This is a genomic window from Pseudomonas siliginis, from assembly GCF_024072275.1.
In the GTDB taxonomy this organism is placed as follows: domain Bacteria; phylum Pseudomonadota; class Gammaproteobacteria; order Pseudomonadales; family Pseudomonadaceae; genus Aquipseudomonas; species Aquipseudomonas siliginis.
This window is the reverse complement of sequence record NZ_CP099598.1, coordinates 5,732,896-5,747,246: the sequence shown is the minus strand read 5'-3', so window position 1 is coordinate 5,747,246 and position 14,351 is coordinate 5,732,896. Positions and strand designations below refer to the sequence as shown.

Below are 14,351 nucleotides of genomic sequence, written 5' to 3'. Positions count from 1 at the left end.
CAAGGACGATGAATTGGCAACTTACAAACACCTGAGTTTTGAGCGCGAAAACCTGGACAATCGTCGTCGGACGAAAAATCCCCCCAAGTTCACCAAGCGTGATGACTTGCGGGGGCATGGCCAGAAGCTTAACGGCTATTTTTCGACGGCAGCGGGCGTTGCTGCAAAGCAGCACAAGTCTGCCGAAAATTCCCCGTTTGTATTCAAGTTGCAGTACGACGGCGCGATGACTTTTGAAAATCTCCAGAAGCATGGCCTGGAATTCATCAGTCAGGAGGGCAAGCAGGTTTGCGTGGTGTTCGCCACCGAGGCCGGGCTGGCCATCTTTCAAGACCACCTGAGCAAGTTGGGCGTGCTCGGGCAGAATGTTAGCTACAAGCAGATTCTGGAAGCCATCGAGGGTATCGATGCGTGGTCCGCCGAGGATCGCAAAAGCTGGGCGTTACGCCATATTGGCCTTCCAGGCTCTGAAACATTCACACTGGACGTCGAACTCTGGCCACATCATGTCACCAATCATCCGGCACGCATTCGCCTATGTGCCGCATTCGAAAAGTGGCTGGCTGACAACGGCATCAAGACCATCCACAAGCTCAACTTCGACAGTTTGGTGATGTACCGCGTCGAGGTGAGCGATGCTCAAGCACAAGGGCTGCTCAACCATAGCGACGTGCGCATGGTCGACCTCATTCCCCAGACCGGCATTTCTTACCCGCAATTGAACCGCGACATTGCTCAGATCCCGGCAAATATTCCACGCCCCGCCGAAGATGCGGCGCGTGTGTGCATCCTGGACAGCGGTATCAACACCAACCATCCGTTGCTTCGATCGGCCATTGCAGAAAGTGAATCATTCGTGGCGGGTCAGGACGCATTCGATGAGGCTGGCCACGGGACAGCCGTCGCCGGCATTGCGCTTTATGGCGACGTGGAAGCCTGTGATCGAAGCAACTTCTGGAATCCGCAAATCTGGCTTTACAATGGCAAGGTCATGCGCAAATGCCCTGACACCCACAATGCTATTTATGACGAACACTCGGTAGAAGCGACTCTTACAGAGGCGGTTGAGCACTTCGTGGGACTAGGCTGCCGAATCTTCAATTTGTCACTGGGAAACACTAACGCTCCTTACGACGGTACACACATTCGCGGTCTGGCCTACATCCTCGATGTGCTTGCGCGTAAACACAACGTGCTGTTTGTCGTTTCAACCGGCAATTTCATGGGCTCTGAAGAGCCGGCTGTACCCTTGAATAGCTGGAGAGAAGAGTATCCCGAATACCTGCTTCATGAACGCAGTGTCATCATTGACCCGGCACCTGCGTTGAATGTGCTCACCGTCGGCAGCATTTCCCGTCACGACGCGACTTTCGACAGTCAGCGTCACCCCGAAATCCATCAGTTGTCTCCAGCATCGGAGAACCAACCTTCGCCGTTCACCCGACATGGCCCGTCGGTGAAAGGGGCTCTAAAGCCGGAGTTGGTCGCTCATGGTGGCAACCTGGCGTGCCCGGTGCATTACAACAATCAGCAGTGGAAGACCGACATGCGAGGTCTAGGCGTGCTGACGATGAACCATCAGTTCCAAGGCAATACGCTGTTCAAGGAACTCAGTGGTACCAGTTTCTCTGCGCCTTACATCACTCATTTGGCAGGGCGTCTGCTGAATGAATACCCGGAGGCTTCAGCCAATCTTCTGCGAGCCATGCTCGTGAACCATGCCTCTCTGTCGAGCGAGGTGGAGAGCACTTTCTCGGAGGAGATGCGCAAGGGTTACAAAGCCAATAAAGCGACCTACAACCGTGAGATTTCCCGCGATGTGGGTGGATACGGCCAGGTGAGTGAAAGTGACTTGTTCCGATCCTCGGATCAATGCGTTGTATTGATGTGCGAAGAGAGCATTGAGAAGGATGCGTGCCAGTTTTATGAGCTGCCTCTTCCTGCTACCTACCTGCGCAAGACTCGGGGCCTCAGGGAGTTGTGCGTCACGCTGGCCTACTCGCCCGCAGTGCGTACCACTCGCCTGGACTACCTTGCGACCCAGATCAGTTTCCGTTTGGTTAAAGGGGCTTCACTGGACGAGGTGCAGGCCTACTTCAACAAGGACAAGCAGGAGGAAAATGAGACCCGTAGGGACGACGCCGAGCCTAACCGGGATATCTCCGCTCAACTGAGAAGTCGCGGTACGGTGCAGTCATCCAAGTGGACTTTCAAGCAACGCAATCCTGCTGAGAAATGGTTTGTCGTCGTGATTCGTCAAGATCGGGAGTGGAATCACCCGGATGTCTTGGACAAAGAACCCTATTCGCTCGTGGTGACAGTAGCTGACCGCGATAACGAGCGGGCTCAGCTGTATACCGAGATCCAAGCTCAGCTCGAACTGCAACTTCAGGCGCGAGAAGAGGCCAGACAGCGGGCGGCTGTTTAGTCATTTCAAGCCGCATTTTCATGATGCGCATTCGGTTGGGGCCGGACGTCGGGAAGAAAGGCCAGTGATTGCTTCACGGCACGGGTCATTCGACCTGATCGTCACCCGGGAGGCTGATCTACGAAACTAAAGCCGGGACGATTTCTGTTGCCCTTCCGACCAGACACAATTCCCGGCTGCTCCGCTGCGCAACTTGCACAGGATTGATGTGCACGACGTATGCACCGGCGCGCAAAGCAATGGTTGGAATCTCTGCCGCCGGGAAGACCACCCCCGAAGTGCCGATCGACAGCAAAACGTTGCAATCTTTTGCAGCCAGAACAGCGCGTTTCCATTCGGCCGCTGGCAGCTGTTCGCCGAACCACACCACGCCCGGGCGTAGTTTGCCGTTACAGCGGGGGCAGCGAGGCGGTTCGATCCTTAAACCCTCGCTTGCAATGGGTTCTTCGAAGGCAAATATCGTGGGAGTTCTATGGCAGGCAAAGCATTTCGGCTGAGACAGGCTACCGTGCAGGTGGATCACATGCTCGGATCCAGCTCGCTCGTGCAAATCGTCGATATTTTGGGTGATCACCGTCACCTCTCGCGTTCTTGCCATTTGCGCAATGGCCTGATGCGCAGAGTTGGGCAGGGCATGCGCGACCTGGGCTCGGCGCCACAAGTACCATCCCCAAACCAAGGCGGCGTCCTCGCGAAATGCGTTGGCCGTTTCCAGCTTCTCCGGATCTTGGAGAGCCCATAGACCGGTCAGCGGATCGCGGAAGGTCGGTATACCGCTTTCGGCCGAGATGCCGGCCCCGCTAAACACCACTATTCGCTGTGCCCCCGCGACCAGCGAGGCTACACCTCCGACAGTATTGGCCATCTTGGTTTCCGTTACTTACAACGCTTGTCTGTGCCAGTAAGGAATGTTTCTGGCGATCTCAATACACGCCATATTCGATACGACCCAGATACTCCCTGATCCGCTGACAACCATGCCCATCATTCACAACGCTGCAAGGCGGTTGATAATCCAGACCACGGGCGGGTTGGTTGAACCATTGCTCGGCGCGATCACGGCTGCCGAGCACCATGGCGGCTTGGTCCAGGATCATGTTGCGCCGCACCAAATAGGCTTGGTGGTGCCTGCTAAGGCATTTGGCGGTAAGACAAGCCTTCTTATCCATCGACCAGCAAGGTTGGGATTGTGCGTTGGAATGCATCGTTGCCACCTGCGAATTGCGTCATTCAGCGCATTCAGCATACAACGGCCCTAGGCATCAGAGCAGTGCACCTCGTCGAACAGAGAAGATTCGTAGGACACAATTTGGGACGAATCACAGAGTATTTGAGCCCCCCGTTTCGGCCTTCCCGAACCTAGCACATCGTTCCAGCAGTGGATAAAACTCCGCGAAATCCGTGCTAAGCGGCTCATAAAACCCATTTGGCCTTATTGATGATCGATGTCGACCACTTCAAACGCTTTAATGATCGCTACGGCCATCTGTTGGGAGACGAGTGCTTACGCAACTTGGGCAGAATCATCCAAGAAAACATCAGACGCCCCGGAGATTTGGCCGCACGATTTGGTGGCGAAGACTTCGCAGTGGTGCTTCCTTCCACTGACTACGTCGGAGCCTTTATCGTCGCAGAAAAATTCGCAACGCTGACCTGCTCGCGCACATCGATCATAAAGACAGCGGTCTGGGCATCGTAACCATCAGCATCGGGGTCAGCGCGTATAATCCCAAAGCCGAAGGGACGCCGAACGCTCTGATCGGTGCTGCGGATAAAGCGCTCTACATCGCCAAAACCAGCGGGAAAAACAAGAGCGTAATCGCCGATTGACAACAATTCCGTTCGGCCTGACTAGGCAGAAAGTGCCACAGTTTATTAACGGGAGTAGATCCTAGACGGCTCGTTAGCCTCCTCTAGCTGTCGCAGGCCACTCTCGGTCGTAAGCGTCCGGCCAACACTCCTCTGCGCGAGCAAGGTCGCAATCCTCTGGCGCGGTGTAAGCGTCCGGCAATCCCGTCTCGACAGCCATTGTAGTGAGCTAAGAATTCCGATGAAGCTGCGGTCGCCAAAGAGCGCGTTTCGGTATAGGAGGAGTACCCGATGCCAGCGTCCCACTTCGAAATAACTTGCAACCCTTGTGTGATTGAGAAACCACACGTTCCTTTCTAAATTTCTTCTCACAACGCCGGGCCCCTCTGACAGCGAGTCGCTGCCATGTCGGAGTTGCAGTTTGTACAACTTCGACACTAGAGGAGGGGGCTCATGACTGCCCTGGAACCGTTCTTTTCTGCCGAGTTTCTCGGCACTGCTACTTGGTTGTGGCTCGTTTTTGTCAGCATCGTTTTGGGCCTTTTGATCTTCGATCTTGGGTTGCTGCACCGTGAGCATCGAGAGATCGGCGTCCGTGAAAGCCTGTTGCTATCTGCTGGCTATATCGCCGCCGGTGTGCTGTTCGGCCTCTGGGTCTGGCAGGTCAAGGGCGGTGATGCCGGGATGGATTTCTACACCGGCTTTCTGATCGAGAAATCGTTGTCGATGGACAACGTCTTCCTGATGGCGATGATCTTCAGCTTTCTCTCAATTCCGCGTAAGTATCAGCACGAGGTGCTGTTCTGGGGCATTCTCGGTGTAATCGTGCTGCGCGCTATCATGATTGGCCTGGGCGCAGCGCTGATCGCCGAGTTCAGCTGGATACTCTACGTGTTCGGCATCTTCTTGCTGTTGACCGGGGTAAAGATGCTGTTCAGCAAGATTGATGCCCACCCGGACCTTAGCGATAACCTGCTGGTGAAGTTCCTGCGCAAACACATGCGGGTGACCGATCGCTTGCATGAAGGACACTTCTTCGTTCGCCAGACCGATGCCAGTGGCAAGTCCTTGCTGTGGGCGACGCCGTTGTTCCTGGCCTTGGTGCTGATCGAGTGCGCCGACTTGGTATTCGCTGTGGACAGCGTACCGGCGATCTTTGCCATCACCCAGGACCCGTTCATTGTCTACACCTCTAACATTTTCGCCATCCTCGGCCTACGTGCGCTGTATTTCGCTCTGGCGACGATGATCCACCGCTTCGCCTACCTCAAGTACGCCCTGGCGCTGGTGCTGGTGTTTATCGGCGGAAAGATCTTCATGGTTGGCATTATCGGCAAGATTCCGGCAGTCCTGTCCCTGAGCGTGACGGTGACTTTGCTGCTTGGCGGTGTGCTGCTATCGCTTTGGAAAACCCGTGATCAGGCCTCCAATGGCCCGCAGGTATAATTCCACGGTGGTAACCGAATGTTAAAGACACGAGCTACAGAATAACCAGGGTGGCTAACCGGTGTAATGGTCGATGCTCAGCTAATCGCCGACGCTCGTAAGGAGTCGCGTCCGCTTTGTATCGGTCCTCTGATTACGCCGAAAATCAATTTTCTGCTGGTTATTGTGCAGAGCGCGCTGCGCTTGAACAGTCTGTCTGAAAGGCATGCAATTCAATTTTTTTGTGGATTAAAGCGTGAATAAATTATCTGAAATGCATGCTTTCGTAGCAGTGGTTGAGACAGGAAGTATCTCCGAGGCCGCTCGTCGTTCGGGTACAGTCAAGTCGATCGTTTCTCAGCGAATTCAGCAGCTAGAGAAACGCCTTGGATGTGTCCTGCTAGAACGTGGTCGGCAAACTCGCATGACCGAGTCAGGTGAGGTTTTTTACCGGTATTGCACCGGAATTCTTGCTGATATTGAAAACGCTGAGAATGCAGTGCTCACGCCCCAGTCGAAGGTCTGTGGGCATCTGCGCATTGCAGCTCCGATGGCTTTCGGTATGAGGTATTTGACGCCAATTCTGGCCTCCTTCGCAAAGCGATACCCCGAGTTGCACATAGACGTTGAATACGATGACCGCCGCGTCAACCTGCATGAAGAGGGTTTTGATGCGGCGGTGCGTATAGGTGAGTTACCAGACTCTTCGCTGATGGCAAAAATCATCACTCCCAACCGGCACATAATCTGCGCTAGCCCTGACTATCTGGATGTTCGTGGCACGCCACAGGTCCCTCAGGACTTAGCGCAGCACCTCGCCATTTTATATGTGAATCGCGAACCACATGGTATGTGGACACTACCGGTGAATGGAGCATTAGAGTCCTTTCGGGTGCGCAGCCGAATGCGCACCAATTGTGGCCATCAACTCACGGAGGCGGCAAAAGCGGGCCTCGGGCTCGCTATATTGCCGACCTTTCTGGCGGCGCAGGCGGTTGTGGACGGAGAGCTGATTGAGGTGCTGGAGCCCTATGCCCCCAGAGGAGGAAATATTTCTGTGGTTTATCGTCAATCGCAGAAAAACTCGTACAAGCTTCACGCGCTGACCAGCTTCCTCATCGAGCAAATAGGAGCCCCACCGATTTGGGACCAGATGCTTGCACACAGTTCGCACTCACAAAATTGACTCGTTCGGAAAAAACGAAACTCCGGTTCGATTTTTCCAGACTTATGTAGGGGAGCTTCCCGACTTATCATTTCTCCAACTGAGCCCGCTCTATATGCTCGCCTGGAAATACTAATGTCGACAAGGCTATTTCCCTACCGATCTCTGTGCTAACTCGCCGGGATCGTGTTTGTCCAATTCTCACAGGGTACTAGTTCAGCGTTTGGATCTGGATTAGTGGAAAGTCGGAAAGACGATAGCAATGCCGCCGTTCAAAGCACGGTATGAAACTGCTCGCGGTGGCAGATGACCAGTCGGTCAGTGGGTTCAGCCGATTCTCTATAAATCATTTGCTTGGTTACCGAATCGTAACGATGAGAGTGTTCTTATACCGTCTCGTTTTCGATCAATTTGTAGACCGAGGCAAATGCAGGCGACGTTCCCTACGCGTTATGGTCAACCCCTCCCATCACGCCTTGATCATGGTTCGGATGCAATCCGTTCACCCTTTGCAGCCCGCGCCTTCGGATTACCGGAGCAAGACGGCTTTACACGTCCATACTGACTAGTAACACGTGTATCACAATGACCTGTTTTAGTCCTCTCACTCGGTGACACAGATCAGCCGAGCTATCAAAAACAATAATCGAGACGTCCTTTAATGGCTATTAGCTATATCTCAGGCATCAAGCATTCCGACTACCAGGACCTGAGTGAACAGATTCGCTTTCAAAGCACCGAAGGCAAGATCTGGTTTGGCGAGCAACGTATGTTGCTGATGCAAGTGTCTGCGATGGCGAATTTCCGCCGTGAACTCATTAATACTCTCGGGATTGAGCGCGCCAAGGGATTTTTCCTGCGGCTCGGCTACCAGTCCGGGCTCAAAGACGCCGAAATGGCTCGCAAGCTCCGGCCAAACAGTCCGGAGTTGGAGATGTTCCTGGTCGGACCGCAGCTGCACTCGTTGAAAGGCATGGTCAATGCGAAGCCCATTCAGTTAGAGGTTGATCAGGAGGCCGGGCATTTCTACTGCGAGCTTGAATGGATTGATTCCTTTGAGGTCGAGAGCTGCTTGACCGAGGTGGGCCTGATGGAAGCGCCAGTTTGCTGGTCTTTGCTGGGCTACGCATGTGCGTATAGCTCTTCGTTTATGAAACGCGAAATCATCATTCAGGAAACGAGCTGTCGCGGGTGCGGTGATGAGCGCTGCATCATTATTGGGAAACCCGCTGAGGAATGGGAGAACGTCGAGGAATTCAGACGGTACTTTCAATCCGATCCAATTATAGAGGAACTGTATGAATTACAGTCGCAGATCAGCTCACTGCGCACATGCTTGGAAAAGCAAGAAGGCCATTACTACGGTATAGGGCGCTCCTCTGCCTACGTAAAGGTATGCAAGACAATCGACAAGGCAGCTAAGGGCAAGGTCTCAGTCCTGTTGCTTGGAGAAACAGGCGTTGGGAAGGAGGTAATAGCTCGGAGCGTACATCTTCGTAGCGATCGCGCCGAGCAAGCATTCATCGCGGTGAACTGCGCTGCCATTCCCCAGGACTTGATCGAAGCCGAACTGTTTGGCGTTGAAAAAGGAGCGTTTACCGGTGCCAATCAGACCCGCCCGGGGCGCTTCGAGCGCGCAAGCGGCGGCACCATTTTTTTGGACGAGCTAGTAGAACTAACGCCCAGAGCACAGGCGGCATTGTTAAGGGTGCTGCAAGAGGGGGAGCTAGAACGTGTAGGAGACTCTAGGACCCGCAAGGTCGATGTGCGAGTAATTGCTGCCACCAACGAGAGCCTCGCCGATGCGGTCAAGGCAGGCCGGTTTCGCGCGGATCTTTATTACCGACTGAATGTGTTTACAGTCCAAATTCCCCCGTTACGCGAGCGTCTTGAAGATCTACCACTTCTAGTCGAGCACTTTCTAAGCAAGTTTCACCTGCAGTATCACAAACGAACGTTAGGTCTATCAGACAAGGCTTTAGAGCTTTGTCTCAATTACGCTTGGCCCGGAAATATCCGCGAATTAGAGAATGTCATTGAACGCGGCATCATCCTGACTGACAGCAATGAAACTATAGGACAGGACGCTCTTTTTGCAGTCTCCCCAAAGGTAGACAGTGCGCCCGGTGATCGTCTAAGCGCCGATGGCGGGCTGGTTCAGGTTGGAGATACGGTAAGCACAGCCGATTGGGTCACCCAAATCTTCGAACAGAACATAAGCTTGGAAACTGTCGAAGAGCATCTAATGCGACGCGCAATGGACATTGCTCAACAAAATGTTGCGCTTGCCGCTCGAATCCTCGGTTTAACCCGACCCGCGCTAGCTTACCGCCTTAAGAAGAGCGGCATTTTGGATGAAGATGCGATCGATTGACTTCAACTGGCTGTTGCGCGGGACCAAAAATGATTGCAACAGATTTGCGAAATTAATCAAATGATCAATTCATTGCTTTGATTTATCAAATGATGAATTTTTTCTCTTCACTAAACGATGGGCCTAATCAAAGAAACATTCTTAGATAGCCTATCCTATTGATGCATGAGGAATTTCATTCAATTTTCTCTGTTGGCACACCCTGTGCTTAGCTATAGCCACTGCTAGATACTCACCGGTACTTAGCAACGTGTAGGTCTCCCGCACCTCAAACAATAGATAAACGGAGAAAGTTCATGATTAGTCCTAAAAGTAAGTCGCTCTTGACAGCGGTCACCCTCGCCGCGGGTATTGTTACTGTGACTCCAGCGGTCGCGCAGTCAAATAGCGAAGCAACGTCCGACGCTTCGCTTTCGGTAGTCATGGAGTTCCTAGCAAATACAGCACCCGATAAAGTTGAGGCCGCTGCCGAGAAGCTGGCGGCTCCAGACGCCACTTACGTTTCTCTTAACTTTGATAATCCAGAGTTAAGAAAAATCATGCCTTGGACGGGCACAAACAAAGGCCCGAAAGCCTTTAGTTCTTTATTCATGAAGGTCCAGGATTACTGGAAAATCGAGAACTTCACTATCGACAGTAAATTCTCTTCCGGAGAAGAGGTTGCGATTTTCGGAAGATTCACTTACCGCTCGGTGGCGGTCGGCCGCGTGTTCACGTCGCCGTTCTCCATTCATGCCAAGGTCCATAACGGTAAGATGACGTATTTCCAGTTCATGGAAGACACATACGCGTCTGCCAGTTCCTTCCGCCAGTCCGGCTCTTGGACCGTAAAGACCTCTTCGAGCGCAGCCCCCTTTACTGTGGGCTCGGATTAACGATCTCGATCGCGAGGACCACGCCTAATGCCGGCATCCGAAAGAGTGGAAACACTCCTAGCTTGCCGGCACATGGCACCCACATGGGGGAGTACCTCATGCAAGCATCTCTCCCTATACGATTCGCACTCTCACAGTGCCGTTGCGCCTTGTCTTTAAAGTTTCGGGGCGCTCACCAATGTGCGCTCAATTGTGGCCAAACGGATCGTAGCCATGCGGTGAGAAGGCCCGACATTCCATACAAAGCGCAACGCAGGAGTTAGCCATGAATATTCCTATCCCGCACACGTCCAGACATGCGTTGAATTGGATCGGCGGCGAATGGATGGGCTCGGATACGATTCGAGGATCCATCAACCCTGCCAACTTCGAGGTGATTGGTACCTACGCCGAAGGGGGTGTTGAAACCGCTGAAGCGGCCATCGTCGCGGCGAAACGCGCAATGCTAGAGACCGATTGGGTACACGACCGAAAGCTACGCGCGCGCGTGCTCGACAACCTTGCAGACGCGTTCGAACGCAATCGGGGCGAGCTCATCAAGATTCTTTCAACCGAAAACGGCAAAGTTCAACCCGAGGCCAGCTTTGAAGTCGATCTTTGCGCGCCGTCACTGCGCTATTTCGCAGGCATCGTGCGCACTGAGGCCGGAAGGGTCGTGGACTCCAAACCGGGCCGAATAGCGTTAATGATGCGCCAGCCGATGGGCGTGGCTGGAATCATCGTACCGTGGAATTCCCCGATAATCCTGACGGTGCGATCACTCGCACCTGCTCTGGCAGCCGGCTGTGCGGTAATCATTAAGGTGCCGGGCAAGAGCGCACAGACCGCCGCTACCCTATCCAAGATTTTCAGTAACGTAACGGGACTGCCCCGCGGCGTGATTAATGTTTTAACCGACGAAACCGGCGATGGGGCGAAGCATCTTGTTGCCTCGCCAGATGTACCGATTATTAGCTTTACCGGCAGCACCGGCACCGGCAAGGCAATCGCGCTAAGCGCCGCACCGCACTTTAAGCGCGTTGGACTGGAACTGGGCGGCAAGACGCCATCTATTGTGTTCGACGATACGGATCTCGATCTCGCGTTACCCATCTTGGAAAAGTCAGTGACGATGTTTGCGGGCCAGTTCTGTGTGACGGGGCAGCGGTTGATTGTGCAGGATGGGATCGCCGACGAGTTTCGCAAACGTTTCGCAGAACGCCTGTGTGCGGTAAAGGTCGGGCCTGCCGCAGACCTGTCGAGCGACATGGGCCCGATGATCGACCGCGAGAACGTTGAGCGCGTAGATCATCTGGTTGAGCGCGCCATTGCGCAGGGCGCGCAAGCCATTGTGCGAGGTGGTCCGGTGATCGAAGGCCCGCTGTCGAAAGGCGCTTTCTTTCGCCCCGCGTTTCTGGAAGTGAGCGATTCGACGATGCCAATCGTGCAGGAAGAGACGTTCGGGCCGGTGGTAACAATGCAGAGGTTTGCTACGGAACAGGAGGCCGTCGCGTTGGCCAATGACAGCATCTACGGCTTGGGAGCGAGCATCTGGACACGCGATCTCTCCAAAGCGCTGCGGATCGCGCCCCGGATTGAAGCGGGTATGGTTTGGATCAATGAATGGGGCGCACTCGGCGAGGACACCGAGGAAGGCGGCGCCAAGCACTCGGGACTTGGCCGCCTCAATGGTGTGACGGCGATCGACGACTTCACCGAGGTCAGAACCATCACGCTTAACCCAGGCGTGATGAATGCCTAGGAGTGGCCAGTTTTGTTCAAACACATCATTCCGATCTATGCGTGCAGAGGAAATAGTAATGGCTAAAATTTTAGTGCTTTATCACTCCATGTATGGCCACATTGAGACCATGGCGAACAAGATCGCAGAAGGTGCCCGCAACGTTCCAGGAACGGAGGTTGTGATCAAACGGGTTCCTGAAACGATGAGCCCAGAAGCCTTCGCCGAAGCCGGCGGCAAGACTAATCAAAATGCCACAGAGGCGTTGCCGTCAGAACTGGCTGATTACGATGCAATCATCTTTGGTACCCCGACTCGCTTCGGCAATATGTCCGGACAAATGCGCAACTTCCTCGACCGAACAGGCGGCCTTTGGGCTAAGGGCGCTCTGGCTGGAAAAGTTGCCAGCGTGTTTACCTCAACCGGAACTGGCGGTGGCCAGGAAATGACCATTGCCTCCACCTGGACCACATTGGCACATCACGGAATGGTCATCGTGCCGATCGGCTATACGACCCCAGCACTCTTCGATGTCTCGAAGGTAGGAGGAGGTACTCCCTATGGTGCATCTACCATTGCCGGTGGTGATGGTTCTCGACAGCCCGATGAGCGGGAGATGGAAATTGCTCGCCATCAAGGCGAACACGTTGCTCGCATCGCATCCAAGCTGCACAACTAAAAGCAAGCTCAGCCCCCTGAGACTCCATTCGGGGGGCTCTAAAACAACATACTTACAGCAACAAGTAACCCGTCCGTCAAGGGGGATCGTTCAAGACGGAAATGGCCAGCCTTGCCTCTTCGGCAGAGCGGCTCGCGCGAACTCGGCCCGCAGGGCATTGCGGTCAATCTTGTGCTGCGTGGATCCACCGATACAGAGTCGATCCCAGCTAATGTCGAGAATGCCGTTTTTCAGCGCAGCCTATCATGGGTAGACGAACGCATAGGCTGCCAAGCAGAAATAGGGGATAACGAGCATGTCTGAAATTGCAGGTGTCGTAGTCAGTCATATCATTCGCCCGGCGCACGAACAGGCATTCGTCGAATGGTCGAAAAGAATGAGCGAGGGAGTTTACGCAGCTTCTGGCTTTCGCTCACTCATCCGATTTGATCAGGGACCGGCGATATCCCACACGCTTGTGCAGTTCGACTCCCAGGTACAACTCGACAGTTGGCTGGGGTCAGACGCATTCCTGCTGTTGCGTGCGGAGGGGGTAGATTACTCATTAAGGACCATCCAGCCGCAAGTCGGCCAAACTGGCGTCATCAGTATTCCAGGATCAGCCAGCATGCCCAAATGGAAGCAGGCGGCTGCGACCTGGCTTGGCGTCTATCCGACGCTTGTTGCGGTAACTGTGGTCATGGTCCGCCCCCTTACAGACTCAGTGAACTGGCTCGTCCTCCTGACAGGCAGCTCGGTAATACTTACGGTAACCCTGACCTGGGTGATCCTGCCTCGCGTTCATCGAGTCCTGCGCCCATGGATGTTCGCAGAGTCGGATAAGGACGGTGGCCGGTGATGCGCAATTATTACTCGTTCGCGTTACGACGTGTCTGCGGAATGCTTAACCCTCCGGCACATTGATCTGCGATGCAGCAGCCATGAGGCGGATTTTTCTCGTGCTTGAAGCACCTGCGCATGCTGCAGATTGATACAGCGTTCCACTTCACGCTACTCCGACTCGCTTCGGCAATATGACGGCTATAGCGGCGTTATTGACTAGAACGTCGAGTTTGCCGAAGTAAGCGACCACTTCGTCGACCAGCGGCGTCGCAACGGACATATCAGCTTGATCACTTTTGATTGCCAGAGCACGAACGCCTTTGGCCTTTAGCTTCGCAACGACAGCCTCCGCCTTCTCGGCAGATGCCACGCACCCATCAAGCGCAACTCGCGCTTTAGGTTAAGGGGCTGCCTTGGTGAGATTTGCTTTCAGTTTGGCTTAGTTCGCGTGCTGCTCATCAATTGAAAGTTTCTACGGCATGCATGGGGTCAGTGTATTCACGAATTTCAACGATCCTTCCCTCTCGGAGCCGGAAAAAAATGTGGTAGTCGTTTTCGTAGCGCTTTCCATTTTTTGTATCACCGAAAGACCGTGCTTCCGCAGCTACACAGTCTTCTTCAGCGATTAGATGTTTAACCTCCATTTTCAAACCGCCATTAAACAACGCAAACAGGCCATAAATAACAGGCGTCATATCTGCTTTACTCTTTAACCCAGCGAAAGAAAATAGATGAGGCTTACCATTCACCCACCAAGTTGCGTCGTCAGTCATGAGACTTAGGGTTCGGTCTGCATTTTCAAGCTCAAAGCTGCTGAAAAAATCCCGTACTACAAGCTTATTTTGAAGCGTACTCATATAACCTCTTATATTCGAGTATTCCGCAGAACGGCTAAAAGACACACTGCTGCTTCGTCCAATTGCATCCCTGACAAGGTAATCGCCTTGTGCGGATCTACTTTCGACCGGCAGCGTTGATTTCTACGCTTTACTCCAACACGACTCGGCAGGTTTCAATATGAAAACTAAATTTTTGGCCAGCTGTTGAAGCGTGC

The 14,351-nt window shown here is 53.7% G+C and carries 12 protein-coding genes and 1 pseudogene; 9 read left to right on the top strand and 4 right to left on the bottom strand.

Annotated features, from left to right (window positions below):
- The first annotated feature begins 13 nt into the window (after nt 1–13).
- The gene (locus NF676_RS26475; RefSeq protein ID WP_252886993.1) at nt 14–2,428 is read left to right on the top strand and encodes a S8 family peptidase; all 2,415 of its coding nucleotides are present in this window, start codon (nt 14–16) and stop codon (nt 2,426–2,428) included.
- 118 nt (nt 2,429–2,546) lie between these two features.
- On the opposite strand, the gene NF676_RS26470 is transcribed toward NF676_RS26475, so the two are convergent.
- Together NF676_RS26470 and NF676_RS26465 are read right to left on the bottom strand one after the other, a co-directional pair.
- Entirely contained in the window at nt 2,547–3,293 is a 747-nt protein-coding gene (locus NF676_RS26470; RefSeq protein ID WP_252886992.1) for an SIR2 family NAD-dependent protein deacylase, read from the bottom strand.
- Nucleotides 3,294–3,351: 58 nt separating this feature from the next.
- Complete coding sequence (locus NF676_RS26465) at nt 3,352–3,525, bottom strand: MbcA/ParS/Xre antitoxin family protein (protein ID WP_252886991.1); 174 nt, start codon at nt 3,523–3,525, stop codon at nt 3,352–3,354.
- A gap of 320 nt (nt 3,526–3,845) precedes the next feature.
- On the opposite strand from NF676_RS26465, the pseudogene NF676_RS26460 reads away from it, so the two are divergent.
- From NF676_RS26460 to NF676_RS26425, 8 genes and pseudogenes are all read left to right on the top strand, one after another.
- Nucleotides 3,846–4,258 (top strand): annotated as a pseudogene (locus NF676_RS26460) (GGDEF domain-containing protein); the annotation flags it as partial.
- Nucleotides 4,259–4,690: 432 nt separating this feature from the next.
- Nucleotides 4,691–5,683, top strand: a complete 993-nt coding sequence (locus NF676_RS26455; protein WP_252886990.1) for a TerC family protein — start codon at nt 4,691–4,693, stop codon at nt 5,681–5,683.
- Between the two features lie 235 nt (nt 5,684–5,918).
- On the top strand, nt 5,919–6,848 hold the full coding sequence (locus NF676_RS26450) for a LysR family transcriptional regulator (protein ID WP_252886989.1): 930 nt from the start codon (nt 5,919–5,921) through the stop codon (nt 6,846–6,848).
- Between the two features lie 640 nt (nt 6,849–7,488).
- Nucleotides 7,489–9,201 (top strand): sigma-54-dependent Fis family transcriptional regulator, encoded by a 1,713-nt coding sequence (locus NF676_RS26445; RefSeq protein ID WP_252886988.1) that lies wholly within the window; start codon nt 7,489–7,491, stop codon nt 9,199–9,201.
- A 296-nt stretch (nt 9,202–9,497) separates the two neighbouring features.
- Entirely contained in the window at nt 9,498–10,076 is a 579-nt protein-coding gene (locus NF676_RS26440; RefSeq protein ID WP_252886987.1) for a nuclear transport factor 2 family protein, read from the top strand.
- A gap of 265 nt (nt 10,077–10,341) precedes the next feature.
- On the top strand, nt 10,342–11,817 hold the full coding sequence (locus NF676_RS26435; protein ID WP_252886986.1) for an aldehyde dehydrogenase family protein: 1,476 nt from the start codon (nt 10,342–10,344) through the stop codon (nt 11,815–11,817).
- A gap of 58 nt (nt 11,818–11,875) precedes the next feature.
- Nucleotides 11,876–12,475 (top strand): NAD(P)H:quinone oxidoreductase, encoded by a 600-nt coding sequence (gene wrbA, locus NF676_RS26430; RefSeq protein ID WP_252886985.1) that lies wholly within the window; start codon nt 11,876–11,878, stop codon nt 12,473–12,475.
- Nucleotides 12,476–12,770: 295 nt separating this feature from the next.
- Nucleotides 12,771–13,313: a putative antibiotic biosynthesis monooxygenase gene (locus NF676_RS26425; RefSeq protein WP_252886984.1), complete on the top strand. Its 543-nt coding sequence runs from the start codon at nt 12,771–12,773 to the stop codon at nt 13,311–13,313.
- 147 nt (nt 13,314–13,460) lie between these two features.
- Here NF676_RS26425 and NF676_RS26420 read toward each other — a convergent pair whose 3' ends face one another.
- Together NF676_RS26420 and NF676_RS26415 are read right to left on the bottom strand one after the other, a co-directional pair.
- Complete coding sequence (locus tag NF676_RS26420) at nt 13,461–13,667, bottom strand: SDR family NAD(P)-dependent oxidoreductase (RefSeq protein WP_252886983.1); 207 nt, start codon at nt 13,665–13,667, stop codon at nt 13,461–13,463.
- An 88-nt stretch (nt 13,668–13,755) separates the two neighbouring features.
- Nucleotides 13,756–14,154, bottom strand: a complete 399-nt coding sequence (locus NF676_RS26415; RefSeq protein WP_252886982.1) for a nuclear transport factor 2 family protein — start codon at nt 14,152–14,154, stop codon at nt 13,756–13,758.
- Nucleotides 14,155–14,351: the final 197 nt, after the last annotated feature.